The sequence below is a fragment of the Pseudomonas parafulva genome, from assembly GCF_002021815.1.
Lineage (GTDB): Bacteria > Pseudomonadota > Gammaproteobacteria > Pseudomonadales > Pseudomonadaceae > Aquipseudomonas > Aquipseudomonas parafulva_B.
In genome coordinates this window covers 3,111,036-3,135,356 of record NZ_CP019952.1, presented here as the reverse complement: position 1 = coordinate 3,135,356, position 24,321 = coordinate 3,111,036, and the positions used below count along the sequence as shown (strand labels likewise).

25 protein-coding genes are annotated in these 24,321 nt (G+C 63.4%); 16 read left to right on the top strand and 9 right to left on the bottom strand.

What is annotated here, in order from left to right; genetic code table 11:
- Nucleotides 1-66: 66 nt before the first annotated feature.
- Together B2J77_RS13960 and B2J77_RS13955 are read right to left on the bottom strand one after the other, a co-directional pair.
- On the bottom strand, nucleotides 67-399 hold the full coding sequence (locus tag B2J77_RS13960) for an EscU/YscU/HrcU family type III secretion system export apparatus switch protein (protein WP_078478879.1): 333 nt from the start codon (nucleotides 397-399) through the stop codon (nucleotides 67-69).
- Nucleotides 396-1,946, bottom strand: coding sequence for a flagellar hook-length control protein FliK (locus B2J77_RS13955; protein WP_078478878.1), 1,551 nt, complete (start codon nucleotides 1,944-1,946; stop codon nucleotides 396-398). The genes B2J77_RS13960 and B2J77_RS13955 overlap by 4 nt, the downstream gene beginning before the upstream one ends.
- 161 nt (nucleotides 1,947-2,107) lie before the next feature.
- Here B2J77_RS13955 and ccmA point away from each other — a divergent pair, with 161 nt between their 5' ends.
- The 15 genes from ccmA to B2J77_RS13880 all read left to right on the top strand — a co-directional run bounded on the left by ccmA (nucleotide 2,108) and on the right by B2J77_RS13880 (nucleotide 14,553).
- A complete protein-coding gene (gene ccmA / locus B2J77_RS13950) occupies nucleotides 2,108-2,740 on the top strand; it encodes a cytochrome c biogenesis heme-transporting ATPase CcmA (protein ID WP_058639111.1) in 633 nt (210 codons plus the stop codon).
- Nucleotides 2,737-3,405, top strand: coding sequence for a heme exporter protein CcmB (gene ccmB, locus B2J77_RS13945; protein WP_058639110.1), 669 nt, complete (start codon nucleotides 2,737-2,739; stop codon nucleotides 3,403-3,405). Before ccmA ends, ccmB begins: the two co-directional genes overlap by 4 nt.
- 45 nt (nucleotides 3,406-3,450) lie before the next feature.
- The gene (locus B2J77_RS13940) at nucleotides 3,451-4,218 is read left to right on the top strand and encodes a heme ABC transporter permease (protein WP_058639109.1); all 768 of its coding nucleotides are present in this window, start codon (nucleotides 3,451-3,453) and stop codon (nucleotides 4,216-4,218) included.
- On the top strand, nucleotides 4,215-4,391 hold the full coding sequence (gene ccmD, locus B2J77_RS13935) for a heme exporter protein CcmD (protein WP_023533952.1): 177 nt from the start codon (nucleotides 4,215-4,217) through the stop codon (nucleotides 4,389-4,391). Before B2J77_RS13940 ends, ccmD begins: the two co-directional genes overlap by 4 nt.
- Nucleotides 4,388-4,843 carry a cytochrome c maturation protein CcmE gene (gene ccmE, locus B2J77_RS13930; RefSeq protein WP_058606094.1) on the top strand — a complete coding sequence of 152 codons (456 nt, stop codon included), beginning with the start codon at nucleotides 4,388-4,390 and terminating at the stop codon, nucleotides 4,841-4,843. Before ccmD ends, ccmE begins: the two co-directional genes overlap by 4 nt.
- A gap of 11 nt (nucleotides 4,844-4,854) precedes the next feature.
- Nucleotides 4,855-6,828, top strand: a complete 1,974-nt coding sequence (locus tag B2J77_RS13925; RefSeq protein ID WP_194286111.1) for a heme lyase CcmF/NrfE family subunit — start codon at nucleotides 4,855-4,857, stop codon at nucleotides 6,826-6,828.
- Complete coding sequence (locus tag B2J77_RS13920) at nucleotides 6,825-7,361, top strand: DsbE family thiol:disulfide interchange protein (RefSeq protein WP_078478876.1); 537 nt, start codon at nucleotides 6,825-6,827, stop codon at nucleotides 7,359-7,361. Before B2J77_RS13925 ends, B2J77_RS13920 begins: the two co-directional genes overlap by 4 nt.
- Nucleotides 7,358-7,834, top strand: a complete 477-nt coding sequence (locus B2J77_RS13915) for a cytochrome c-type biogenesis protein (RefSeq protein ID WP_058606096.1) — start codon at nucleotides 7,358-7,360, stop codon at nucleotides 7,832-7,834. Before B2J77_RS13920 ends, B2J77_RS13915 begins: the two co-directional genes overlap by 4 nt.
- Nucleotides 7,827-9,017, top strand: a complete 1,191-nt coding sequence (gene ccmI / locus B2J77_RS13910; RefSeq protein ID WP_078478875.1) for a c-type cytochrome biogenesis protein CcmI — start codon at nucleotides 7,827-7,829, stop codon at nucleotides 9,015-9,017. Before B2J77_RS13915 ends, ccmI begins: the two co-directional genes overlap by 8 nt.
- An 11-nt stretch (nucleotides 9,018-9,028) precedes the next feature.
- On the top strand, nucleotides 9,029-9,451 hold the full coding sequence (locus tag B2J77_RS13905; protein ID WP_078478874.1) for a hypothetical protein: 423 nt from the start codon (nucleotides 9,029-9,031) through the stop codon (nucleotides 9,449-9,451).
- Between the two features lie 803 nt (nucleotides 9,452-10,254).
- Nucleotides 10,255-11,193: a 2-hydroxyacid dehydrogenase gene (locus tag B2J77_RS13900; RefSeq protein WP_078478873.1), complete on the top strand. Its 939-nt coding sequence runs from the start codon at nucleotides 10,255-10,257 to the stop codon at nucleotides 11,191-11,193.
- A gap of 51 nt (nucleotides 11,194-11,244) precedes the next feature.
- The gene (locus B2J77_RS13895; protein WP_078478872.1) at nucleotides 11,245-12,033 is read left to right on the top strand and encodes a PhzF family phenazine biosynthesis protein; all 789 of its coding nucleotides are present in this window, start codon (nucleotides 11,245-11,247) and stop codon (nucleotides 12,031-12,033) included.
- A 105-nt stretch (nucleotides 12,034-12,138) separates the two neighbouring features.
- Nucleotides 12,139-12,477, top strand: coding sequence for an FKBP-type peptidyl-prolyl cis-trans isomerase (locus B2J77_RS13890; protein ID WP_027915980.1), 339 nt, complete (start codon nucleotides 12,139-12,141; stop codon nucleotides 12,475-12,477).
- Nucleotides 12,478-12,653: 176 nt separating this feature from the next.
- Nucleotides 12,654-13,316, top strand: coding sequence for a histidine phosphatase family protein (locus B2J77_RS13885; RefSeq protein WP_078478871.1), 663 nt, complete (start codon nucleotides 12,654-12,656; stop codon nucleotides 13,314-13,316).
- 43 nt (nucleotides 13,317-13,359) lie between these two features.
- Nucleotides 13,360-14,553, top strand: coding sequence for a D-amino acid dehydrogenase (locus B2J77_RS13880; RefSeq protein ID WP_078478870.1), 1,194 nt, complete (start codon nucleotides 13,360-13,362; stop codon nucleotides 14,551-14,553).
- Nucleotides 14,554-14,607: 54 nt separating this feature from the next.
- Here B2J77_RS13880 and B2J77_RS13875 read toward each other — a convergent pair whose 3' ends face one another.
- A complete protein-coding gene (locus B2J77_RS13875) occupies nucleotides 14,608-15,336 on the bottom strand; it encodes an aspartate/glutamate racemase family protein (RefSeq protein WP_058639837.1) in 729 nt (242 codons plus the stop codon).
- 16 nt (nucleotides 15,337-15,352) lie between these two features.
- Nucleotides 15,353-16,885, bottom strand: a complete 1,533-nt coding sequence (locus B2J77_RS13870; protein WP_058639838.1) for an NCS1 family nucleobase:cation symporter-1 — start codon at nucleotides 16,883-16,885, stop codon at nucleotides 15,353-15,355.
- A 500-nt stretch (nucleotides 16,886-17,385) separates the two neighbouring features.
- Between B2J77_RS13870 and B2J77_RS13865 the strand changes: the two genes are divergently transcribed.
- On the top strand, nucleotides 17,386-18,312 hold the full coding sequence (locus B2J77_RS13865; protein WP_078478869.1) for a class I SAM-dependent methyltransferase: 927 nt from the start codon (nucleotides 17,386-17,388) through the stop codon (nucleotides 18,310-18,312).
- A 68-nt stretch (nucleotides 18,313-18,380) separates the two neighbouring features.
- Here B2J77_RS13865 and B2J77_RS13860 read toward each other — a convergent pair whose 3' ends face one another.
- From B2J77_RS13860 to B2J77_RS13840, 5 genes are all read right to left on the bottom strand, one after another.
- Nucleotides 18,381-19,379 carry a sulfate ABC transporter substrate-binding protein gene (locus B2J77_RS13860; protein ID WP_058605969.1) on the bottom strand — a complete coding sequence of 333 codons (999 nt, stop codon included), beginning with the start codon at nucleotides 19,377-19,379 and terminating at the stop codon, nucleotides 18,381-18,383.
- 205 nt (nucleotides 19,380-19,584) lie between these two features.
- Nucleotides 19,585-20,409, bottom strand: a complete 825-nt coding sequence (locus B2J77_RS13855; protein ID WP_058605970.1) for an ion transporter — start codon at nucleotides 20,407-20,409, stop codon at nucleotides 19,585-19,587.
- A 44-nt stretch (nucleotides 20,410-20,453) separates the two neighbouring features.
- Nucleotides 20,454-21,329 carry an urea transporter gene (locus tag B2J77_RS13850; RefSeq protein WP_078478868.1) on the bottom strand — a complete coding sequence of 292 codons (876 nt, stop codon included), beginning with the start codon at nucleotides 21,327-21,329 and terminating at the stop codon, nucleotides 20,454-20,456.
- A 210-nt stretch (nucleotides 21,330-21,539) separates the two neighbouring features.
- Entirely contained in the window at nucleotides 21,540-22,955 is a 1,416-nt protein-coding gene (gene pyk / locus B2J77_RS13845) for a pyruvate kinase (RefSeq protein ID WP_058639841.1), read from the bottom strand.
- Entirely contained in the window at nucleotides 22,952-24,226 is a 1,275-nt protein-coding gene (locus tag B2J77_RS13840) for a glycerate kinase type-2 family protein (RefSeq protein WP_058639842.1), read from the bottom strand. Before B2J77_RS13840 ends, pyk begins: the two co-directional genes overlap by 4 nt.
- Between the last annotated feature and the right edge of the window lie 95 nt (nucleotides 24,227-24,321).

The following is a 24,321-nucleotide window of genomic DNA, read 5'->3' as shown; positions in this document are numbered from 1 at the left end:
GACTCATGCAGTAAAAGGAGCCGATACAGTGTCGGCCCCATCGTCGCATGGGGCCTTAGCCGATTACTACCCTTCGGGCAGGCGCAAGTGCCTGGGCGTAACGTCGCGTGGTTGGGCCGGAGCATCGTCGAAGCCCGCTGGCACTTTGCCGCGTAACTGCCAGGCGAACGCGATGATTTCGGCGATGGTCAGGTACAGCGCTTCGGGAATCTGCTCGCCCAGCTCAAGGCGTGCCAGCAGGCGCACCAGCTCCGGGTTTTCGTAGATGGGTACTTCATGTTCGCGCGCCAGGGCCAGGATGGCTTCGGCCAGTTCATCGTCGCCTTTGGCGCTGAGTGTGGGCGCCTGTTGTCCATCGTAGCTCAGTGCTACGGCCTGGCGGGGGGTAGGGGTACTCATGCGTTTTCGTCCACCCAGCGTTGTTCGACCCGTGTCCGGGGGCCCTGCGCAGGTGCGCCGGGGTAGCAGTGCAGCTCATCGACCTCCAGGCCACGCGCCAGCAGGCGTTCACGCAGTGCACCAAGCTGGCGCTCGATCAGGCGAGCGGTCGGTTCGCGCTCGGCCCACAGCTGGCCGTTGAGACGGCCTTGGGCCAATTGGGCCTGGACCTGCAGCGGGCCGAGCGGCGCCAGATCGAAAGCCAGTTCGATCCGCCACAACGGTTGCAACGCATCAGGGGCCTGATGCTCGCGGTCGGCCTGCTGTTGAGGGGGTTCTTCGCGCTGAAGCTTGACCTGCAGGGGCACGAATTCCTGCCCGTGGCGAATGGGCACTTCGGTCTGCCAAGTGGTCTGCAGGTTGCCGTTTTCCAGTGTGCCGCTTTGCTGCAGGCTGCTCATGGCGTGGCTCTGCAGGCGCGAAACGGCAGCTGCGGCCAAGCGCAGCAATTGCTCCAGATCACCTTCGTCCTCCAAGGCCTGCAACAGTCTTGAGGGCAGCGGGAATGCGCCCGGCTGGGGCTTGGGACTTACCCGTTCGAGCGTGCCCAGCGCGTTTCGAACCAGCGCCGGCACGGCCGCTGCCAGGCTGGCCGGTGGTGGGCCAAGGGCGGCGTTGGTGCTGATCTGGGTAATGAGTTGAAGCATGTTGGCCTTGAGGTCGGCGCCCAGCCCCGCCGTGGCCCCGGTCATCAGTTTTGCCTCCAGAAAGGCGCCGCTGTTGAGCAGCGCCTGCGCAACGGCTTTTGCATCACCCAGTTGCTGGGCCGTCGGCAGCGCGCCAAGCAGGCGCTCGATCGTCGTGCGCAGCGGGCTGTCAGCCTCCGGGTCGCGCGCCAACTGTTGCAGGCCGGCCAACAGGCTCGGGAGCGAGGCCTGGCGATTTTGCTGGCTGCCCAGATGCTGGGCGATACCCAGTTGGTCCTGCCTGCCGGCCAAGGGGACGAACTGCAAGGACTGGTCACCCTGCACGCGCGCACTGAGCAGGCTGCCGATCGCCAACGGCCTGGGGCTGTCCACGGCCAGCACGGCACCGGCCTGGGCGGTATTCAGAAGGCTCACCAGCGCCCGGTAGCTGGCAGGCTGGCCAGGGGTTTCGGGCAGCACCTGATTGGTCAACACCTTGCCCTGCAACAGGCTACCGACCGGTACCCGGGCGGTGTCCAGGCGCGTCAGGGTCGAGACCTGGCTGGTACTTGCCTGCTGCAGCAAAATGGCCAGCCGGCCGGCTTCTGGCTGGCTCACGGTCACCTGACTGCCCTGGGGCAAAGGCTGGCTGGCGCTGGCTTGCAGTTGGGTCTGCAGGCCGTTGGCTTGCAGCAGACGCAAAACCAGCTGAAACTCCTGGCCGGTCTGGCGCATGGCAACCACTTCAGCCTGCGCGGTCTCGCCAGGGCCGAGCAACCCGGGCTGGGCCTGGGTAAGGCGCAGCAGTTCACCGGTCATCGCCGCCTTGATTGCCTGGGCGCCGTTCAGGGTTTGCAGGCCGAGACTATTGATTTCAGTCATGATTGTATACAACCTTGGGTACCCAGCCTCTTGGCAGCCTGGCTGTGCATGTAATAATGCCGCCCGCCCGTGATTGCCAGTATAACGGCAGCGCACCGGGTGACTTGAGTGGTAGGGGTCCGGGTAGCGTCATCCGAACCCTAGAACGATAAGGCAGAACTGTGACCCTTCATCTTCAAGCCGTGGGCCTGGCCTGCGAGCGCGACTGGCGCCTGCTGTTCGAGCACCTTGCCTTCGAACTGCGGCCAGGCGACATGCTACAGATCAGCGGCCCCAACGGCAGCGGCAAGACCAGCCTGTTGCGCCTGCTGGCTGGCCTGATGCAGCCGACCGCCGGTCAGATCCTGCTCGGTGGACGTCCGTTGGACGAACAGCGGCATGCGTTGGCCAGCATCCTGGTGTGGATTGGCCATGCCGCGGGCATCAAGGAACTGCTCACAGCCGAAGAGAACCTGACCTGGCTGTGCGCACTGCACCGTCCAGCCAGCCGCGAACAGATCTGGCAGGCCCTGGCTGCCGTCGGGCTGCGCGGTTTCGAGGACGTGCCTTGCCATACCTTGTCGGCCGGGCAGCAACGCCGCGTGGCCCTGGCGCGCCTGCATCTGGCAGCCGCACCGTTGTGGATTCTGGACGAGCCGTTCACTGCCCTGGACAAACAGGGCGTCGCGGACCTGGAGGCCCATCTGGCCGCCCATTGCGAGCACGGTGGCACCGTGGTGCTGACCACCCACCACACCCTGTCCCACACGCCTGCGGGCTACCGAGAACTCAACCTGGGGCAGTGGGCAGCATGAGCGTCTTTACCCTGTTGTTGCGACGCGAAGCGCGGTTGCTGTTTCGCCGGCCTGCGGAGCTTGCCAACCCGCTGGTGTTCTTCGCCATCGTGGTGGCCTTGTTCCCCTTGGCCGTCGGGGCGCAGACCCAGATGCTGCAGAACCTGTCCCCGGGGCTTATGTGGGTGGCTGCACTGCTGGCGGTGCTGTTGTCCCTGGACGGGCTGTTTCGCAGCGACTTCGAAGATGGCTCGCTGGAGCAGTGGGTGCTCTCGCCGCATCCGCTGGCACTGATGGTGTTGGCCAAAGTGCTGGCGCATTGGCTGTTCTCCGGGCTTGCGCTGGTGTTGCTGGCACCGTTGCTGGCGCTGATGCTCGGCCTGCCAGGGCACTGTCTGCCGGTGCTGCTGGGCTCGCTGCTGCTGGGCACGCCGGTGTTGAGCCTGTTGGGCGCGGTGGGCGCTGCGCTGACGGTCGGCCTCAAGCGCGGCGGTTTGTTGCTGGCGTTGCTGATTCTGCCGTTGTATATCCCTGTATTGATCCTGGGCAGTGGTGCATTGCAGGCGGCGTTGCAGAATATGCCCGCCACCGGCCACCTGCTCTGGCTCGCCAGCCTGACGGCCCTGGCCGTGACCCTGGCACCCTTTGCGATCGCCGCCGGCCTGAAAATCAGCGTCGGCGAATAACGAGCCTGGGCTTTGAAGCCTGGCCAATACCCTGGATGCACCCTGATGAAAATGAGCTGGACGTGGTTTCACAAGCTGGGCTCTCCGAAATGGTTCTATGCCATTAGCGGGCGCATGTTGCCGTGGCTGTCCATCGCTGCCGGGCTCTTGTTAGTGGTCGGCGTGGTCTGGGGGCTGGTCTTCGCGCCCCAGGACTACCAGCAGGGCAACAGCTTTCGCATCATCTACATCCATGTCCCGGCCGCGATGTTGGCCCAGTCCTGTTACGTTCTGCTGGCGGTGGCCGGTGTGGTGGGGCTGGTGTGGAAGATGAAGCTGGCCGATGTCGCCCTGCAATGCGCTGCCCCCATCGGCGCCTGGATGACCGCCGTGGCGCTGGTGACCGGAGCCATCTGGGGTAAGCCAACCTGGGGCAGCTGGTGGGTGTGGGATGCGCGCCTCACCTCGATGCTCATCCTGTTGTTCCTGTACTTCGGCATCATTGCGCTGGGCCAGGCAATCAGTAATCGTGACAGCTCGGCAAAAGCCTGCGCCGTGCTGGCCATCGTTGGCGTGGTGAACATTCCCATCATCAAGTATTCGGTCCAGTGGTGGAACACGCTGCATCAGGGCGCCACCTTTACCCTGACCGAAAAGCCTGCGATGCCCGCCGATATGTGGTTGCCGCTGTTGTGCACGGCGCTGGGCTTCTACTGCTTCTTTGGCGCGGTGCTCTTGATGCGCATGCGCCTTGAGGTACTCAAGCGCGAGGCACGCGCCAGTTGGGTGAAGGAAGAAATATCGAGCAGCCTGGCTGGGAGGGTCGTGCCATGAGTTTCGCCAGTTTCGGTGATTTCATCGCCATGGGTCACCACGGCCTTTATGTGTGGTCGGCCTACGGCATCTGCGCCGCGGTGCTGGCGCTTAACGTCGCCGTGCCGGTGTTGGCCCGGCGCCGCTACCTGCAAGAAGAGGCGCGCCGCTTGCGCCGGGAGAAAACGCAGTGAATCCGCAGCGCAAGAAACGCCTGTTGCTCATCGTCGGTCTGCTGGTCGGCGTCGGGGTTGCCGTGGGCTTTGCCCTCACTGCCTTGCAACAGAACATCAACCTGTTCTACACCCCCACCCAGATCGCCAATGGCGAGGCACCGCTGGACACGCGCATCCGCGCCGGCGGCATGGTCGAACAGGGCTCGGTGCAACGCTCCTCCGACTCGCTGGACGTGCGCTTCGTGGTCACCGATTTCAACAAGTCCGTACCCATCACTTACCGCGGCATCCTGCCGGACCTGTTCCGTGAAGGGCAGGGCATCGTGGCCTTGGGCAAGCTCAACGGCGACGGCGTGGTGGTGGCCGACGAAGTGCTGGCCAAGCATGACGAAAAGTACATGCCCCCTGAAGTCAGCAAGGCGCTGAAAGAAAGCGGCCAGGCGGCAACCCAGACGGGGGCGCGGCCATGAACGCAGCCTTGGTGATACCCGAACTGGGCCAACTGTCGATGATTCTGGCCATCTGCTTCGCGGCTGTGCAGGCCAGCCTGCCGCTGATTGGGGCGTGGCGTGGTGACAGCTTGTGGATGAGCCTGGCGCGGCCCGCAGCCTGGGGGCAGTTCGCCTTTCTGACGTTCGCGTTCGCGTGCCTGACCCATGCCTTCATGACCGACAACTTTTCGGTTGCCTACGTGGCCAGCAACTCGAACAGTGCACTCCCGTGGTACTACAAGTTCAGCGCGGTCTGGGGGGCGCATGAGGGCTCACTGCTGCTCTGGGCGCTGATTCTGGGGGGCTGGACCTTCGCCGTGTCGGTGTTCTCGCGGCAATTGCCCCAGGTGATGCTCGCCCGCGTGCTGGCGGTCATGGGCATGATCAGCGTGGGCTTTCTGAGCTTTTTGATCATCACCTCCAACCCGTTTCAGCGCCTGCTGCCACAGGTGCCTGTCGATGGCCGGGACCTCAACCCGCTGCTGCAGGACATTGGCCTGATCGTGCATCCGCCAATGCTGTACATGGGCTACGTCGGTTTTTCGGTCGCCTTCGCCTTCGCCATCGCCGCCCTGCTCGGCGGGCGTCTAGACGCCGCCTGGGCCCGGTGGTCGCGGCCCTGGACCCTGGTGGCCTGGGCGTTCTTGGGCGTGGGCATCACCCTGGGTTCCTGGTGGGCCTACTATGAACTGGGCTGGGGTGGCTGGTGGTTCTGGGACCCGGTGGAAAACGCATCGTTCATGCCCTGGCTGGTAGGCACGGCGCTGATCCATTCCCTGGCAGTGACGGAGAAGCGCGGGGTGTTCAAGAGCTGGACCGTCCTGTTGGCCATCGCTGCGTTCTCACTGAGCCTGCTGGGGACGTTCCTGGTGCGTTCCGGGGTTCTCACCTCCGTGCATGCCTTTGCCGCCGACCCGTCGCGCGGCATTTTCATCCTGTTCTTCCTGCTGTTCGTGGTCGGCGGCTCACTGACCCTGTTCGCCTTGCGTGCGCCAGTGGTCAAGAGCCAGGTGGGGTTTGCCCTGTGGTCGCGCGAAACCCTGCTGCTGGCGAACAATCTGGTGTTGGTGGTCGCGGCATCGATGATTTTACTGGGCACCTTGTACCCGCTGGTGCTCGATGCCCTGACCGGCGCCAAGCTCTCGGTAGGCCCGCCCTATTTCGACGCCCTGTTCCTGCCGCTTATGGCACTGCTGATGCTGGTGCTGGGAGTAGGGGTGGTGGTGCGGTGGAAAGATACGCCTGGCAAGTGGCTACTGGGCATGATGACGCCGGTCCTGGTCGGCAGCGCCGTGCTGGCGCCGGTGGCGGGCCTGATCGTCGACGATTTCGACTGGCAGGTGCTGGCCACGTTCGCCCTGGCCGCCTGGGTAGTGCTCGGGGGGTTGCGCGATGTGCTCGACAAGACGCGCCACAAGGGGCTGCTCAGAGGGCTGCCTGGCCTAGGACGCAGTTACTGGGGCATGCAGGTCGCTCACCTGGGGCTTGCGGTGTGTGCCCTTGGGGTGGTGCTGTCGAGCAACAATAGCGCCGAGCGTGATCTGCGCATGGCCCCCGGCGAAAGCGTGGAGCTGGGCGGATATCATTTCCTGTTCCAGGGCGCCAGGCACTTCGAAGGGCCCAACTTCATTTCCGACAAGGGCACGGTGGTGGTCAGCCGCGAGGGTCGCCTTGTGGCCACCCTGCACCCGGAGAAGCGCCTGTACACCGTGCAGCAGTCGATGATGACCGAGGCCGGGATCGACGCAGGGTTTACCCGCGACCTGTACGTGGCCCTCGGGGAGCCTTTGGAAAACGGTGCCTGGGCGGTGCGTGTGCACATCAAGCCCTTTGTCCGCTGGATCTGGCTGGGCGGTCTGTTGACTGGCCTTGGCGGGTTGCTGGCGGCCCTCGACCGGCGCTACCGCGTCAAGGTCAAGTCCCGGGTGCGCGAGGCCCTGGGTGTGTCTGGAGCAGTTGCATGAAACGTTGGTTGATGGTCATGCCCCTGGCGGTGTTCCTGCTGGTGGCGGTGTTCCTGTACAAAGGTTTGTTTCTCAAGCCCGATGAATTGCCCTCGGCCATGATCGGCAAACCGTTCCCGGTCTTTTCGCTGGCTTCCACCCAAGGCGACCGTACGCTTACCCAGGCAGACCTGCAGGGCCGGCCTGCGCTGGTCAACGTCTGGGCCACCTGGTGCGCGTCGTGCAAGGTCGAGCATCCTTATCTCAACCAGCTGGCTTCCCAGGGTGTGGTCATCTATGGGGTGAACTACAAGGACGACAACGCCGCAGCGCAGAAGTGGTTGACCGAGTTCCACAACCCCTACCTGCTGGACATCAGTGACGAGCAGGGCAGCCTGGGGCTGGACCTGGGTGTCTACGGTGCGCCGGAGACGTTCCTGATCGATGGCGATGGCGTGATTCGCTACAAGCATGTGGGCGTGGTCGACGCCAGTGTCTGGCGCGAGCAGTTGGCGCCACGCTACCAGGCGCTGCTCGACGAGGCGACGCCATGAAGCGCTGGTTCGCAGCCCTGACCTTGAGCCTGTGCGTCGGTGGGGTGGCCAAGGCCGCCATCGATACCTATCAGTTTCGTGACCAGGCCGAGCGTGAGCGCTATCAGCAACTGACCAAGGAATTGCGCTGCCCCAAGTGTCAGAACCAGGATATCGCCGACTCCAATGCACCCATTGCGGCTGACCTGCGCCGGGAAATATTCCGCATGCTGGGTGAGGGCAAGAGCAACCAGCAGATCGTCGACTTCATGGTCGACCGTTACGGTGATTTCGTGCGCTATAAGCCTGCGCTGAGCGGCCGGACCTGGTTGCTCTGGTTTGGCCCGGGCATTCTGCTGGTCGGCGGGTTCGCCGTATTGGCGGTGATTGTACGGCGTCGTCGCCTGGCGGCCGTGCAAGGCACTGATGAATTGTCAGCCGAGGAGCGCGCACGGCTGGCCAACCTGCTGGAAAAAGAACGCACCCATGACTGAATTCTGGCTTAGCGCGGGCTTGTTGCTGCTCGCGGCCCTCAGCTTTCTGCTGATCCCGATCCTGCGTGGCCGTCGCCACCAGCAGGAGCAAGACCGCACGGCGCTCAACGTGGTGCTCTATCAGGAACGCATCGCCGCGCTGGCCGCGCAGCAAGCGTCGGGTGTGCTCGATGACCTGCAATTGAGTCAGGGCCGTGACGAAGCCGCCCGTGAACTGCTGGCTGACACCGAGGGCGCCGAACCCGCCAGGCAGCGTCAATTGGGCAGGGCCTTGCCGTTGCTGGCAGCGGTTCTGGTGCCGCTGCTGGCGTTGGGGCTGTACCTGCACTTCGGTGCGGCGGACAAAGTGGCCCTTACCCAGGAATTTGCCCAGGCACCTAAGTCGATGGAAGAAATGACGGCACGCCTGGAGCGCGTGGTTCAGGCACAACCTGATTCGGCCGAGGCGGTGTACTTCCTGGGCCGTGCCTACATGGCCGAACAACGCCCTGCCGAGGCGGCCCGCACGTTCGAGCGCGCAGTAGCCCTGGCCGGTCGCCAGCCCGAGTTGCTGGGCCAGTGGGCTCAGGCCCTGTATTTCGCGGCCGACAAGCGCTGGAGTGGGCAACTGCAGGCATTGACTGACGAGGCGCTGAAAGCCGATCCCAATGAGGTCACCAGCTTGGGGCTGCGTGGCATTGCGGCATTTGAAGGTGAGCGCTATCAGGAGGCTATCGAGTACTGGAAGCGGCTGTTGGCGCAGTTGCCGCAAGGGGATGCGTCGCGCGCGGCATTGCAGGGCGGCATTGACCGTGCAGCTGAACGGTTGGGCACTCAGTCTGCTCAGGCGCCGGCACCTGCTGCGGTGCGTTTGAAGGTGCGGGTGGAATTGGCGCCAGCTTTGCGGGACAAGGTCAAGGCACAGGACACCGTCTTCATTTTCGCCCGCGCCAGCAGCGGCCCGCCCATGCCACTTGCCGCCAAGCGGGTGACGGTGGCGCAGTTGCCCATCGAGGTCGAGCTTTCAGATGCGGATGCGATGATGGCGCAGATGAAACTGTCCGATTTCGCCGAAGTCCAACTGGTTGCGCGCGTTTCCAAGGATGGGCAGCCGACCCGCGGCGAGTGGGTTGGCCAGAGCGCGCCTTTGCCCAACACGACCCAGGCCCAGCAGCGCCTGATCATCGACAGCCCTGATTCGTAAGAGAGTTCCCTATGCACGCGACGGTACGCCTTAGCCTGATCACCCTGGCACTGGGTTTGTCGGCCTGTACGGTGCATGGCCCTGCTTCGCAGCCTGAGCCCGAACCGCCGATCGAACGGCTCCCGCCCAAAGGGCCGGTGGTCAAGCCGCTGCCAGGTGGACAGCCTGCTGGACCTGGGAGCAAGCCTGCCCCCCCAGCCAAACCAGTGCCGCGCACCTCGGCAAGCTTTGCCCCGCCGCCGGGCGGGGCGAGCCACTGGGACCCCAAGTTGGGCGTGTATGTGCTGGACAAAAAACCCAACACGTTCTACCGCCAGCGGACGTATTACCGGTTCGACAACGGCTGGAGCTGGTCGGTGAGCCCGGATGGGCCTTGGCAGCAGACCGATAGCAGTGGTGTGCCTGGAGGGCTGGGGCGGGCGTTTGGGCAGTAGATTTTTCGGCACCGCACCGGCCGCGATGGGCCGCACAACGGCGTTAATTGTGTAAGTGGTACAGCCAAACAACCGGGGCCGCTGCGCGGCCCATCGCGGTACAAGACCGCTCCTACACGAAATGGGGTAGCCCTGTAATGTTGTACAAGGCAGCTGCACCGCAAAGAGCAAGATGAATTCTTAGTACTTAAGACACTTCATACAAAAGAGCCTCAGTGCCATCGAGACCGTCAATCTTGATCTTGATCTTGCTTCTAAGCGCGCGGTAGTTCAGGCGCCGCAGATCGCGACTTCAGGAGGCCGAGCGCAGGGCTTGCGGAGGGAGGTGACAGGCATGGATGCCTGTCAAGCGCTGGGCCCCAGGATGGGGCCTGCAGCGCGGTCCTTCCGGGAGCAAGCCCGGAGCGAGGGAACCCCGGAGCGCAGCGCAGGGGCCGGATGATAGGAGCAGGCGGTTTTTGCTCACTTTTTGACAAGACAAAAAGTGAGCCGCCGTAAGGGCGGAAAGGTGATCATGCGCCACCCTAACTATTGAATACCAACTCAATATAAATGCCCACACTGATACTCAGAACTCAGAACTCAGAACTCAGAACTCAGAACTCAGAACTCAGAACTCAGAACTCAAAGTTCAAAGTTCAAAGTTCAAATCCCGCCGAGTTTGATTCAAAATCCGGGTGACTACTAAGCTAAGCGCCCGCCCATAAACCCCATTCCCACCTCCCATAAAGTCCCCACCGACAATACCCATTGACTGTACCACCCACCCCCTCCGCATAATCCCCAACCCACCCGGAGGCACCATGCACAAGACAATCCTGGTCCTGGTCGAAACCGTAGACACCTATCTACCCCTGTTGACCAACGCCGGCTACCACCTGATCCTCGCCCAAACCCCCGACCTGCGCGCCCAAGCCATCGAGCACAACGGCCCCCGCATCGACGCCGTCCTCACCCGCGGCCCCCTCGGCCTGACCGCCCAGGAAATCGACGCACTGCCCAACCTGCAGATCATCTGCGTCATCGGTGCCGGCTATGAGCAGGTCGACCTGCAAGCCGCCCATGCCCGCCACATCACCGTCACCAACGGCGCCGGCGCCAACGCTGACGCTGTGGCCGATCACGCCATGGCTATGCTCCTGGCCCTGCTGCGCAACATCCCACAAGCCGACGCCAGTACCCGGCGCGGCCAATGGCAGCGCGTGATCAGCCCATCGGTCACTGGCAAACGCCTGGGCATTCTGGGCATGGGCGCCGTTGGCCGAGCCATCGCCAAGCGCGCGCATCAAGGGTTCGACATGCCCGTAAGCTACTACAACCGTACACCACGTCCGGCATTGCCCTACACCGGCTACGACAGCGTCCTGGCCCTGGCCGGGGCAGTCGATATTCTCGTGGTCGCCACACCCGGCGGCGCCGATACACGCCACCTGGTGGATGCACAGGTGCTGCACGCACTCGGCCCCCAGGGCTACCTGGTCAACATCGCGCGGGCCAGCGTCGTCGATACCCAGGCGCTGACCCAGGCACTGCAGGGCGGGCAATTGGCCGGTGCGGCCCTGGACGTGTTCGATGAGGAACCTGACGTTCCCGACACCCTCAAGTCGCTGCCGAACACGGTATTGACGCCCCATGTCGCCGGACAATCGCCAGAAGCGGCAGAAGCCACGGTGACGTTGGTCCTGCGTAACCTCGATGCTTTTTTCGCCGGCAAGCCAGTGCTGACACCTGTGCTTCATTAAGCCCCATACTGCCAAATGCCTGCACAAGGGCAGGCAACAAGGAGCGTATCCATGCAACTTGAAATCTTCCAGGTCGACGCCTTCAGTGCCGAACCCTTCGGCGGCAACCCGGCTGCGGTCATCCCGCTCGATCACTGGCTACCCGATGCCGTGCTGCAGCGCATCGCCGAGGAAAATAACCTTTCCGAAACGGCGTATTTCGTACGCAACGGCGAGGCGTTCGACCTGCGCTGGTTCACGCCCACCGTGGAAGTGGACTTGTGCGGCCACGCCACGCTGGCCTCGGCCTACGTGTTGTTCGAACACCTCAATGAACCGGCGCAGGTGCTGCGCTTCAATACCCGCAGCGGTGAACTGCGGGTAACTCGTCAAGCGGACGGCCTGCTGGCCATGGATTTCCCCGCTCGCCAACCAGAGGTCCAGCCCGTGCCAGCCGGTCTGTTGCAGGCGTTGGGCCTGCGCCAAGCGTTGGCGGTATATCGCAGCGACGACTACGTGGTGGTGGTCGATGACCCTGGGTTGCTCGACACCCTCACGCCAGATTTTGTCGCGCTGGCCGGCTTTGACGTGCGCGGCATCGCCGTGACGGCGGCGGGGCGTGGGTTCGATTTCGTGACGCGCTGGTTCGGGCCACGCGTGGGGGTCAATGAAGACCCGGTGACCGGCTCGGCCCATACCTCGCTCGCACCGATCTGGGCACAACGGCTGGGCAAGCAGTCACTTGAGTGCGAGCAGGGCGGTGCGCGCAAGGGGCAGCTGCGCTGCGTGCTGCCGGGCAATGGCCGGGTGATCATCAGTGGGCGGGCGGCGTTGTTCATGCGCGGTACCGTCTACCTATAGGACGGCCCTGTCGTCACGGACAATGCGCGAGCCGACACCAAGGCTTGCCAAATCCGGGCAATGCTGCGAAAAGGACGGCATTTTCGTAGCGGCTGGAGCCTGCGCATGAACCAAGAACTGCAGATCATCGACCTGGTCGAGGGCGACGGCAAAGCGGCCGTCAAAGGTGCCCTGATCACTACCCAATACACCGGATGGCTGGCCGATGGCACCGAGTTCGACTCCTCCTGGTCACGCGGCAAGCCGTTTCAATGCGTGATCGGTACCGGGCGCGTTATCAAGGGGTGGGACCAGGGCATCATGGGCATGCGCGTTGGCGGCAAGCGCAAGCTGTTGGTGCCGGCGCACCTGGGCTACGGGGCGCGTAGCGTCGGATCTATTCCACCTGATTCGGACCTTGCGTTCGAAATCGAGCTGCTTGAAGTGCTGACGCGCGACGACTGACAGGATGGCCCCGTAATGCCCGTGCCAGACGCCTGGAACCCGGGCAGCGGGGAACAAATCGGGTTTTTGGCACTCTGAACCGAACCCGTCGTCAAGGAAGGCACTCACTGCAAAAGGCGCCCTGTGCCCGTCCGGGCGATGCGCGGGTGACCCGTTTGTCACACGAGCCTGCATTGATGAAGTTGATTCCACACCTGCATCGTCGCCGTCATTGGTTGCTGGGCCTGACCCTGACCGCCGTAGGCGTACCGCTGGCGCTGGACGCCGTCGAGAGCCGCGCGCAACCGGTCGATGGCACCCAGACCCTGGTGTTTCTGCGCCATGCCGAAAAACCCGGTGAAGGCTTAGGCCAATTGAACTGCCAGGGCCTGAACCGTGCACTGGACCTGGCCACGGTTTTACCCGAACGTTTCGGCAAGGCCGATTACGTGTTTGCCGCCAACCCGTCCCGGCACGTGGAGGAGGGCGCCGATGATCAAAGCTACAGCTACCTGCGTCCGCTCATGACCATCAGCCCCAGTGCCATTCGCCTTGGCCTGCCGGTCAACATCGACTACAGCGCCAACGACACCGATGACCTGGCCGATGAGCTGCTCAGCAACAAGTACCGTAACGCGACCATCTATACCGCGTGGTCACACGGCTACCTGCCGGACCTGATCAATACCGTCGCGGAAAAAGCTGTCGGCAAGGAGCACGTCATCACCGAGGATTGGCAGGATGGTGATTTCGACACCCTCTATGTTCTGACCCTGAACTGGCACGATGGCAAGGCCAGCCTGCGCAGCCGTAACGTGCGTCAGGGGCTCGATGACGGTAAGCATAGCTGCCCGACCTGATCCGCTGGTACTGTTGAGCCAGGATGCTGAACAGGGATGAACGATGAAGCGGCAGGTGACGGTGATAGGGGGCGGCGTGGTCGGGCTGGCGACGGCCTATGCGCTGGTGCAGGAAGGCCATTGCGTAGAATTGATCGAGGCCCACGACACCTTGGGGGCAGCCACCAGCTTTGCCAATGGCGGTCAATTGTCCTACCGCTACGTCGCGCCACTGGCTGATGCGGGCGTGCCGTGGCAGGCGCTGGGATGGTTGCTGCAGGGCGATTCCCCGCTGCGTCTGCGCCTGCGTCTGGACCCGGCGCAGTGGCGCTGGCTGTTGGCCTTTACCCTGGCATGTCGACGCAGCGTCAACCGGCGCAACGCCGCCGTCTTGCTTGACCTTGCCCTGCACAGCCAGGCGGTGTTGGCCCAGTGGCGCCAAGCCCAGGACCTCGGCGACTTTGCCTGGCGCCGCAATGGCAAGCTTGTAGCGTTTCGCAGCGAGTCCCAGTTCAAGCGCAGCCGTCTGCAACTGACCGATCCTGATCACCAGCAGGTACTGGGCGCTGCTGAGCTGCGGACACTGGAACCTGCGCTGCAAGAGTCGTCCTTCGTGGGTGGCATATTCACCCCGGACGAAGAGGTAGGCGACTGCCATGCCTTCTGCCTGGGCCTGGCCGCCGCGCTGCAAGCCTCTGGCCAATGCCGGTTCCGGCTCGGTCAGCCGGTGACCCAGCTGCTTCACCGTGGGCATCAGGTGGTAGCGCTGCGCCTTGGCCACGAAGAACTGGCAGTCGATCAGTTGGTGCTGTGCGCCGGTTACCGCAGCGCTGCGCTGAAGTTGCCAGGGGTGAACATTCCGATCTATCCACTCAAAGGGTACAGCCTGACTGCGCCGCTAGCATCAGGGCAGCGTGCGCCTGAAATCAGCCTGACGGACTACGAGCGCAAGATCGTCTATGCCCGGCTGGATCGGCACCTGCGCGTTGCGGCCATGGTCGACATCGTGGGGCAAGACGAGGCGCTGGACAAACGCCGGTTGCAGAGCATGCGACGCCTGGCCCTGGAGACACTGCCCCAAGCCGCCGATTACGCCCACGCGGTGGAGTGGGCCGGCATGCGACCGGCGACGCCCACCGGTGTGCCGATCATCGGCGCAACGCCTTATCGCAACTTTTGGCTCAACCTTGGCCATGGCGCGCTGGGCTTCACCCTGGCCTGCGGCAGTGGCCAGCGGCTGGCCAGAATGATCGGTTAAGCAGGCCCTGCGCAGGGTCGGTTGCCGATCCCGCGCAGGTTGCGCCGTGGTGCCCTAGCGGCCCAGGCGCATCGGCCAGCCTATGACCTTCTTTGCCCGAGGGGTCGCGTAGGTGCGGACCTTGGACGTACTCAGACCCAGGCGCACCAGCGACTCGGCGATGGTCACCGCCGCGCTGACCCCATCGACCACCGGTACCCCGGTGCGTTGGCGGATCTGCTCGTCCAGCCCGGCCATGCCTCCGCATCCCAGGCAGATGACCTCGGCCTTGTCATCGCGTACGGCCCGTTCGGCCTGCTCGACGATGGCCTCGACGGCGCGCTGCGGATCGGCCTCGAGCTCCAGCACCGCCAGGCCGCTGGCGCGTACCGAGGCGCACCGATCGTAGAGCCCGGAAAGTTTGAGGCGGTCCTCGATCAAGGGCACGGTACGGTCCAGGGTGGTGACCACGGAGTAAGCGTGGCCCAGGTACATGGCGGTACTGGCGGCGGCGTCGGTGATGTCCACCACCGGCACGTTCAGCAGCTCCTGCAAGCCTTCACGGCCGTGCTCGCCATAACCGGCCTGGATCACGGCATCATAGGGGCCCTCATAGGCCAGTACCCGATCCATCACGGCGATGGCGGCCAGGTAACTCTCGAAGTTGCCCTCCACCGATTCTGCGCCGAACCACGGCGTCAGGCCGATGATCTCGGTGCCCGGCGCCGCCACGGCGCGGGCCTGCTCGGCGATGGCCTCGGTGATGGCTTCGGTGGTGTTGACGTTGGCAATCAGGATTCGCATGCGCAGTCCTCCTTATTCAGTGGCTGCTGTGGTCGACGGCGATGCATTCGCCGCTGACGTCGTGGTAATGACGGTTGCGCGGCGCGATCAACAGGTACAGGGCGGCGGCGATGCCAGCCCCGATCAGCCACGAGAACGGCGCGACGCTGTGGAAGTTGGGGACCAGGGCCAGCACGATGGCCAGCAGGGCCGCCGGCACGAACGCCGCGACCGCGCGCAGGTTGATGCCCTTGGTGTAGTGATAAGCGCCGGCCGGGTCTTCGCTGTAGAGCTGCGGGACGTTGATGCAGCCTTTGCGCAGCAGCCAGTAGTCGGACATGATCACCCCGTACAACGGGCCCAGCAATGCACCCAGGCCGGAGAGGAAGTAGACGATCACCAAGGGGCTGTTGTACAGGTTCCACGGCAGGATCAGCACCGCCAGCGTGGCGCTGATCAGCCCCGCGCGGCGGAAGTTGAGGTGACGCGGTGCCAGGTTGCTGAGCACGAAGGCCGGCGCCACGAAGTTGGCCATGATATTGACCGCGACCGTGACGATCAGGAACGACAGACAGCCCAGCACCAGGAAGGTGGTGTTTGGAATGGCTGCCACGATCTGGGTGGGGCTATCGATGATCTGGCCGTTGATCTTGAATTGAGCGCCGCACAGCACGACGGTGATCACGGCAAACACCAGGATGTTCACCGGCAGGCCCCAGAAATTGCCGACGCGAATGGTCTTGCGGCACGGCGAGGAGCGGGCGAAGTCGCAGAAGTTGAGCACCAGCGTGCCGTAGATGGCCAGCCACAAGGCACCGCCGGCAAAAATGTTGCGCCACATCTCGTAACCACTCAGGGGCTCTGCCACCGACCATGCGATGCGGGTGTCGGCCTTGAAGTACATGAATACCGCCAGCGCCGCGACCGTTACCAGGATGACAGGGCCTGCGAAGGCTTCGTAGCGACGCACCATCTCCATGCCGTAGGCGAGGATCACCAGCTGCACCAGCCAGATGGCCACGAAACAGGCCCAGCCCAGGCTGGAAAGGCCAAGGATGCTGTCGTGGTCATAGGCTGCCATTTGCGGCCAGATGGCGCTGAGCAGCACGCGCAGGACCACCGAGGCCAGGTAGGTCTGGATGCCAAACCAGGCGATGGCGATGACCGCACGTATCAGCGCCGGGATCTGCGCGCCGTGAATGCCGAAGGCGATGCGGCTGATGACCGGGAAGGGTACGCCGGTTTTCTGCCCCATGTAGCCCGACAGGTTCATGAAGAAGTACACCAGGGCCGCGCCAATGGCCAACGACAGCAATATCTGCCAGCCGCCCAGGCCCAGGGCGAACAGACCCATGGCAAATGAATAGTTGGCGATGTTGTGCACATCGTTGGTCCACAGCGCGAAGATGCTGTAACGGCCCCAGCGGCGTCCGGCGATGCGCGTGGGGGCCAGGTCCCGGTTGTGCAGGCGAGGGCTCAGTGCCATGTCCGGCATCGTGTCGGCCGGGGTTGGGTGGGTCTGGGTGCTGGCGACGGATAGTTCAGGGGCAAGGTTGAGGCTGCTACTCATTCCGGCGGGCTCCTGATGCACGTTGACTGCGATGAGCGGGCAGCGCACGGGCTCGCCATCTCGTCGGTGCAGCGTTGGCATCTCGGGTTCTGGGCGCGGCGGCCGACGGTCAATCGGCGTCGCGGGTTCTTGTGTATTTATGTTCGTTGAAACTTGTATACAAAACACAAGCACAGTAAAGCCATTTCCATGCCAGCTTGAGTAAGCGACCACCAAGGTGTTCATTCGGAAAGCGGGTATATTGCGGTAACAATCTGAAAAATCAGGTTTTTAAACTGACCACAAAGTCAATAATTGTTTGAATTCATGGGCTTAGTTGATCAGTTAGTCAGCATTCAATGAGCGCTTCATGTAACACATCGGGGCTTAATCGGTGCAAGTGCACACAAAAATGGCACTTAAGGTGACATTAGTGTGTACAAAAAATAGACAATCCGAGATGGCGCTCCTTCGTGGCCTTGCCATGTAAAATACGACTCCGCTTACCGATGTGACCTGACATGACCTCTCCGATTGCCGCCCTCGAGCAGCATCTGCTTGCCGCCCTGAACCCCGCCCCTGAAGAAACCCGTCGTCTTTTCCACGGTCGTGGCCGTTGCTGGCCTGGTCTTGAGCAAATCACGGTGGACTGGCTTCAAGGCGTGTTGTCGGTCGCCTTGTTCCGTGAGCCCCCGGAAGGACAATTGGCAGCGCTTGAGGCGATGCTGTTGCGGCTGTCGCGCCTTGAGCAGTGGACAGGCCAGGCGATCCTGCTGCAACACCGTTACCTGCCCGACAGCCCCGGTCAATGGCTGGTGGGCGAGCCGTGTCAGCAACGTGAAGTGATCGAGGACGGTCTGACCTACCTGCTGGACCTGGGGGTACGCCAGAACAATGGCCTGTTCCTGGACATGCGCCTTGGTCGCCAGTGGGTGCGTGCCCAGGCCAAGGGGCAGCGCGTGCTGAACCTGTTTGCCTACACCTGTGGTTTTTCGGTGGCGGCGATTGCAGGTGGCGCCGAGCAGGTGGTGAACCTGGACATGGCCAAATCGGCACTGTCCCGAGGGCGCGATAACCACCGCCTTAACCAGCACGACCCGTCCCGGGTGGCCTACCTGGGCCATGAGCTGTTCAAGTCGTGGGGCAAGGTGCGCAAATACGGGCCTTACGATCTGATCATCATCGATCCGCCTACCTTCCAACGCGGTAGCTTCGTGCTGACCCAGGACTACGCGAAGATCCTGCGGCGCTTGCCTGAGCTGTTGAATGAAGGTGGGACGGTGTTGGCCTGTGTGAACGACCCGGGCATCGGGCCTGAGTTCTTGATCGAGGGCATGGCCGAGCACGCGCCCGGCCTTGCCTTCGTCGAACGCCTGCAGAACCCGCCCGAGTTTCCGGATGTGGATCCGGCTGGGGGATTGAAGGCGTTGGTGTTTCGGTTGGGTTGATGGGGCGGGCCCACGCGGCGAAGCTCAAGCCCCCAGGCGCGTGCGCGGCTGACCCAGCTCAGCCCGCTTCACTGACCGGTATAAATCTGATCGAACACGCCCCCATCGTTGAAATGCGTTTTCTGCACGGTGCGCCAGTCACCAAAGGTCTTCTCGACCGAGAGGAATTCAACCTTGGGGAAACGGTCGGTGTACTTGGCCAACACAGTCGCATCGCGTGGGCGCAGGTAGTTCTGGGCGGCGAGTTCCTGGGCGGCCGGGGACCACAGGTATTTCAGGTATTCCTCGGCCACCGCCTGAGTGCCTTTGCGGGCGACGACTTTATCGACCACGCTCACCGGCGGCTCGGCTTCGGCCGACACGCTTGGGTAAACCACCTCGAACTGATCGCGACCGAATTCGCGGGCGATCATTTCGGCTTCGTTCTCGAACGTCACCAGCACATCGCCAATCTGGTTGGTCATGAACGTGGTGGTGGCGGCGCGACCACCGGTGTCGAGCACCGGCGCCTGCTTGAACAGCTTGCCGACGAACGCGCGCGCCTTGTTCTCGTCACCGCCTTGCTTGAGCACATAGCCCCACGCCGACAGGTAGGTGTAGCGGCCGTTACCCGAGGTCTTGGGGTTGGGTACGATGACCTGTACGCCATCCTTGAGCAGGTCGGGCCAGTCTTTCAATGCCTTGGGGTTGCCTTTGCGGACGATGAACACCGTGGCAGAGGTGAACGGTGCACTGTTGTTCGGCAGGCGCGTGACCCAGTTGTCAGGGATCAATTTGCCGTTGTCGACCAAGGCATTGATGTCGGTGGCCATGTTCATGGTGATCACGTCGGCCGGCAGGCCATCGATCACCGCGCGCGCCTGTTTGCTCGAGCCACCGAAGGACATCTGCACATTGACCTTCTCGTTATGCTCGGCCTCCCAGTGCTTCTGGAAGGCGGGGTTGTAATCCTTGTAGAAGTCACGCATCACGTCGTAGGAAACGTTCAGCAAGGTCGGGGCAGCGTGGGCCAGGGTGCCGAAGGCCAGGCTGGCGGCGGCCAGCGAGACGGTGAAGAACTTTTTCACGACGCATTCCTTATGGGTATGAATGTTGGGCAATGTGCCAGCGACTATAGCGTCTTGTTCTTCAGGTATTAAAGAATCAATGCGTCTTTGCTTATATGCGCTGGCCGATTGGCGGTTCTGGCAGTTGTCCAGGGGCTTTGCCCACTTAATGACTCGCTCAGCCGTCAAGGTGAGCGAGCCCTTCAGATCGTCAGGGGCGCCTTAGTCAACCGGATTTCGGGAACAACGCATTGCCACACCGGGCACAAAACGCCGCGCCACTTTCATGGGATTTCTTGCTGCAGGTCGGGCAGGCGTGCTGCAGTTGTTCTCCACGCATGGCATTGGCGAGCTCGGCCGTAAAGATCCCGGTCGGCACCGCGATGATCGAATAGCCGATGATCATCACCAGTGAAGAGAGCACCTGGCCCAATGGCGTTCTGGGCACGATATCGCCGAACCCGACCGTGGTCAGCGTGACGATGGCCCAGTAGATCCCCTTGGGAATGCTCGTGAAGCCATGTTCCGGGCCTTCGATCACATACATGAGGGTGCCGAACACGGTAACCAGCGTCGAGACGCTGACCAGAAACACGATGATCTTCTGCTTGCTGCCGCGCAGGGCATCGAGCAGGTAATTGGCCTGCTTGAGGTACGGGCTGAGCTTGAGCACACGGAAGATCCGCAACATGCGGATGACCCTCACGATCAGCAGGTACTGCGCGTCGCTGTAGTACAGCGCGATGATGCCCGGCACGATCGCCAGCAGATCCACCAGGCCGTAGAAGCTGAATGCGTAGCGCAAGGGCCGGGGCGAGCAGTACAACCGTGTCAGGTATTCGCACAGGAAAATGGCGGTAAAGCCCCATTCGATCGCGGCCAGCAGGCCCCCGTACCCGCGATGCACCTCGTCGATGCTGTCCAGGATGACCGTGACCAGGCTGGCCAGGATGATCAGCAACAGGGTCTTGTCGAAGCGTCTTCCGGCCACGGTATCGCTCTGGAAGACGATCACGTAAAGCCGCTCGCGCAGGCTTGCAGGTTTGTTCATTGGCTCTGTCCATCGTGAAGTCGGCTGAGCCTATGGGGTGCCTTTCAGCTATGCAAGCGCCCCGGGGTCTGGCGTTTGCCAAGCTTCAGGTGACGACCGAAGTGGATGAGCCAGCAGGCGGCGACGAAGGGTGCCGTGAGCGCCGGGACCGGCAGCCTGCTCAAAAGCGGCTGCAACGCCAGCGCCAGGCCAATGGCCAACAGCGTGACCCAGGGTTTTTCCCCTTGTCGGCTGAAGGCCAGGGCTGCCAGGGCCGCGTTGAATCCATACAGCCCCATCCATGCTGACTGCGCATCACCCACGAGCAGTGCCAGGCCTGCACCCGCGGCAGAGCCTATGACCGCCCAGAGACAGGCATACGGGTTGGCGATCAATAGGCCGACGATGATCAGCAGCCCGGCCAGGGGTTGATCGAGCAGGAAAATCTGCCCGACCCCTCTTGCCAGGGCACTCGCCAGGTCGGCCTCGACCACCACGGGTGCGCTAGCCGTCTGCACGAATAGCAACGTGCCCCAGCCCAGCAGTACGAAGGGCGCCGTGTAGGCGACCAGCAGCTTGCCCCCCCGCTTGCGCCATTGGTGGGTGATGATGCTGGACAGGCCGGCGGCAGCGATTACCAGCGGTGGCTGGATGATCGACCAAGGCAGCACAGCGCTGATCAACAAACCGATGAGCACGCCGTTGTAGCTGTACAGCCCAGCCTGTCGATCGGCGCGGTCGTAGCCGCGGGCCTGTGCCGTCAGCAGGCCTGCCAGCGCGCCAAGCAGCGCGCCGCCCAGCAGCGCCGGTGCGGTCAACAAGATCGCCAGCAGGCAGCATAGCCCGCACAAGGGGTTACGCAGCAACAGCACCTGGCTGAAGCCGTTTAGCAGCGCCGTGGCCCAGTCGGGGCACGGGTTTACGAAATTTTTGGTGTACATAGGGCAGTCAGTGAGGTGGATGGGAGGGCGGTGGGCCTCTTTGGGCCTCGATTGACCGCAGGTCTGGTACATCGGTGTTCGGGGAGGGCTCCGCCCTCCATTCCCGGTGCAAGCCCGTTCCCACAAGGTCTGCGCTGTGCCATGGAGCGGCGCGCATCCTGTGGGAGTGGGCTTGGCCCGCGACTGGGGCGCAGGGCGCCCCCGGGGATCTCAGTTCAACGTCTCGATGCGCAGCGTGTTGGTCGAGCCTGGCTTGCCGAAAGGCACACCGGCAGTGATCAGAAGCGTGTCGCCACGGTTAGCCATGCCTTGGGCCTGGGCAATTTCCAGCGCAGTGGAAACCACTTCGTCCACCTGGCGCAGGCGGTCATTCACTACCGAATGCACGCCCCAGGCCACGCTAAGGCGGCGAGCGGTGTTCAGGTTCGGCGTCAGGTTGAGGATCGGTGCCCGTGGGCGCTCGCGCGCAGTACGCAGGGTCGAGGCGCCCGACTCGCTGTAGTTGACCAGCACCGCCACCGGCAGGATGCCGCTGATGCGACGGATGGCGCAGCTGATGGCGTCCGATACGGTGGCCTCGGCCTTCGGCCGGCCAACGTCGAGCTGGGCCTGGTAGTCCGGGCCGTTCTCCACCTGGCGGATAATCTTGCTCATCATCTGCACGGCTTCGAGCGGGTAGTCACCCGAGGCCGTCTCCGCCGACAACATCACAGCGTCCGCACCTTCGGCCACGGCGTTGGCCACGTCGGTGACTTCGGCACGAGTCGGTGCTGGCGAGAAACGCATCGATTCGAGCATCTGCGTAGCCACTACCACCGGTTTACCCAGCTGCCGGCAGGTGCCGATGATGCGCTTCTGAATCTGCGGCACGCTCTCGGCCGGCACTTCCACGCCCAGGTCGCCACGGGCCACCATGATCGCGTCCGCCAGTTCGGCAATGGCTGGCAGTTGTTCGACCGCCGAAGGTTTCTCGATCTTGGCCATCAGGAAGGCGCGGTCACCAATCAGCTGGCGCGCTTCAAGGATGTCCTCGGGGCGCTGTACAAACGACAGGGCCACCCAGTCCACACCCAGCTCCAGGCCGAAAGCCAGGTCGCGGCGGTCTTTTTCGGTGAGCGGGGAGAGGTCGAGCACCGCTTGCGGCACGTTGACGCCCTTGCGGTCGGACAGCTCGCCACCGTTCAGCACTTCGGTGTCGATCGCATCGCTGTGTTTGGCGGTCACCTGCAGGCGCAGCTTGCCGTCGTCCAGCAGCAGGTCCATGCCGGGCTCAAGGGCTGCGATGATTTCAGGGTGTGGCAGGTTGACCCGGCGGCTGTCGCCAGGGGCCTCGTCCAGGTCCAGGCGCAGGGCCTGACCGCGTTGCAACTGCACCTTGCCTTCAGCGAAACGGCCCACACGCAGCTTCGGCCCTTGCAGGTCCATGAGGATGCCTAGCGGGTAGTGCAGCTGCTGCTCCACCTCGCGGATCCACTGATAGCGCAGCGCATGGTCGGCATGCTCGCCATGGCTGAAGTTGAGGCGAAAAATGTTCACGCCTGCTTCCACCAGTTGCCGCACATCGTCGATGCCACCCGTAGCCGGGCCCAGGGTGGCGAGGATTTTCACTTTCTTGTCAGGCGTCATGAGGGGTCGGTCTCGAGAATCAGGATGGCGCGAAAGTCATTGACGTTGGTGCGCGTGGGTTCGGTGACGATCAGCGCATCGAGTGCGGCGAAGTAGCCGTAGCCGTTGTTGTCGTCCAGCTCGTCGCTGGCCGACAGGCCCAACGCTTGGGCGCGTGCGTAGCTGTTAGGCGTCATGACAGCGCCGGCGTTTTCTTCCGAGCCGTCGATGCCGTCGGTGTCGCCTGCCAGTGCGTAGACGCCCGGCAGGCCCTTGAGACTTTCGGTGAGGCTGAGCAGAAATTCCGCATTGCGCCCGCCGCGGCCATTACCGCGCACGGTGACAGTGGTCTCGCCGCCGGACAGAATCACGCAAGGGGCCTTGAGCGGCTGGCCATGCTGAACGATCTGTCGGGCAATGCCTGCATGCACCTTGGCCACTTCCCGTGACTCACCTTCCAGGTCGCCCAATATCAACGGGCTGAAACCTGCCTGGCGCGCCTTGACCGCCGCAGCTTCGAGCGACTGTTGAGGCTTGGCGATCAGCTGGAAATGGCTGCGGGCCAGGGCTGGGTCGCCAGCCTTGAGGGTTTCCGAGGCCGGGTCGTTGAGCCAGTCGATGACGGCCTGTGGAGCGTCAATGGCGTAGCGCTTGAGGATCGCCAGTGCCTCGGCCGAGGTGCTCGGGTCGGCCACGGTGGGGCCTGAAGCGATGACCGTGGCCAGATCGCCCGGCACGTCCGAGATCGCGTAGGTGTAGACCGTGGCCGGCCAGCAGGCCTTGGCCAGGCGCCCACCCTTGATCGCCGAGAGGTGCTTACGCACGCAGTTCATCTCGCCGATGGTGGCGCCGGATTTGAGCAGGGCCTTGTTGATGTGCTGTTTGTCCGCCAGGGTCAGGTTGGCGGCGGGCAGCGCCAGCAAGGCAGAGCCGCCGCCGGACAGCAGGAATATCACCCGATCCTGCTCGCTGAGGTTGCCGACCAGTTCCAGCACGCGCCTGGCAACCGCCAGGCCGGCCGCATCAGGCACCGGGTGGGCGGCTTCGACCACTTCGATGTGTTGGCAGTTGGCACCATGGCCGTAGCGGGTCACGACCAGGCCGCTGACCTCGCCTTGCCAGTGCTTCTCAACCACCTCGGCCATGGCGGCGGCCGCCTTGCCTGCGCCGATGACGATCACCCGACCGCTGCGGTCGGCGGGCAGGTAGGGTTCGAGCACGTGGCTGGGATGGGCCGCGGCGATGGCTGTGTCGAACAGCTCACGCAGCAGTTTGTGTGGATCGACCGACATGGCAGGCTCCCTTTATTGTTGTTCTGCACAATCGAGAACGCCCCTGGAACAGCCTCCGTGCAGGCCGAACCAGGGGCGGTGTTGCTCGGGTTCAC

What these genes read in the sequence shown, in the direction of transcription:
- B2J77_RS13960 (WP_078478879.1), bottom strand. Translation starts at nt 399, where the DNA reads ATGAGTACCCCTACCCCCCGCCAGGCCGTAGCACTGAGCTACGATGGA.
- B2J77_RS13955 (WP_078478878.1), bottom strand. Translation starts at nt 1,946, where the DNA reads ATGACTGAAATCAATAGTCTCGGCCTGCAAACCCTGAACGGCGCCCAG.
- ccmB (WP_058639110.1), top strand. Translation starts at nt 2,737, where the DNA reads ATGAGCGTCTTTACCCTGTTGTTGCGACGCGAAGCGCGGTTGCTGTTT.
- B2J77_RS13940 (WP_058639109.1), top strand. Translation starts at nt 3,451, where the DNA reads ATGAAAATGAGCTGGACGTGGTTTCACAAGCTGGGCTCTCCGAAATGG.
- ccmD (WP_023533952.1), top strand. Translation starts at nt 4,215, where the DNA reads ATGAGTTTCGCCAGTTTCGGTGATTTCATCGCCATGGGTCACCACGGC.
- B2J77_RS13920 (WP_078478876.1), top strand. Translation starts at nt 6,825, where the DNA reads ATGAAACGTTGGTTGATGGTCATGCCCCTGGCGGTGTTCCTGCTGGTG.
- B2J77_RS13915 (WP_058606096.1), top strand. Translation starts at nt 7,358, where the DNA reads ATGAAGCGCTGGTTCGCAGCCCTGACCTTGAGCCTGTGCGTCGGTGGG.
- ccmI (WP_078478875.1), top strand. Translation starts at nt 7,827, where the DNA reads ATGACTGAATTCTGGCTTAGCGCGGGCTTGTTGCTGCTCGCGGCCCTC.
- B2J77_RS13905 (WP_078478874.1), top strand. Translation starts at nt 9,029, where the DNA reads ATGCACGCGACGGTACGCCTTAGCCTGATCACCCTGGCACTGGGTTTG.
- B2J77_RS13900 (WP_078478873.1), top strand. Translation starts at nt 10,255, where the DNA reads ATGCACAAGACAATCCTGGTCCTGGTCGAAACCGTAGACACCTATCTA.
- B2J77_RS13895 (WP_078478872.1), top strand. Translation starts at nt 11,245, where the DNA reads ATGCAACTTGAAATCTTCCAGGTCGACGCCTTCAGTGCCGAACCCTTC.
- B2J77_RS13890 (WP_027915980.1), top strand. Translation starts at nt 12,139, where the DNA reads ATGAACCAAGAACTGCAGATCATCGACCTGGTCGAGGGCGACGGCAAA.
- B2J77_RS13885 (WP_078478871.1), top strand. Translation starts at nt 12,654, where the DNA reads ATGAAGTTGATTCCACACCTGCATCGTCGCCGTCATTGGTTGCTGGGC.
- B2J77_RS13880 (WP_078478870.1), top strand. Translation starts at nt 13,360, where the DNA reads ATGAAGCGGCAGGTGACGGTGATAGGGGGCGGCGTGGTCGGGCTGGCG.
- B2J77_RS13875 (WP_058639837.1), bottom strand. Translation starts at nt 15,336, where the DNA reads ATGCGAATCCTGATTGCCAACGTCAACACCACCGAAGCCATCACCGAG.
- B2J77_RS13870 (WP_058639838.1), bottom strand. Translation starts at nt 16,885, where the DNA reads ATGAGTAGCAGCCTCAACCTTGCCCCTGAACTATCCGTCGCCAGCACC.
- B2J77_RS13865 (WP_078478869.1), top strand. Translation starts at nt 17,386, where the DNA reads ATGACCTCTCCGATTGCCGCCCTCGAGCAGCATCTGCTTGCCGCCCTG.
- B2J77_RS13855 (WP_058605970.1), bottom strand. Translation starts at nt 20,409, where the DNA reads ATGAACAAACCTGCAAGCCTGCGCGAGCGGCTTTACGTGATCGTCTTC.
- B2J77_RS13850 (WP_078478868.1), bottom strand. Translation starts at nt 21,329, where the DNA reads ATGTACACCAAAAATTTCGTAAACCCGTGCCCCGACTGGGCCACGGCG.
- pyk (WP_058639841.1), bottom strand. Translation starts at nt 22,955, where the DNA reads ATGACGCCTGACAAGAAAGTGAAAATCCTCGCCACCCTGGGCCCGGCT.
- B2J77_RS13840 (WP_058639842.1), bottom strand. Translation starts at nt 24,226, where the DNA reads ATGTCGGTCGATCCACACAAACTGCTGCGTGAGCTGTTCGACACAGCC.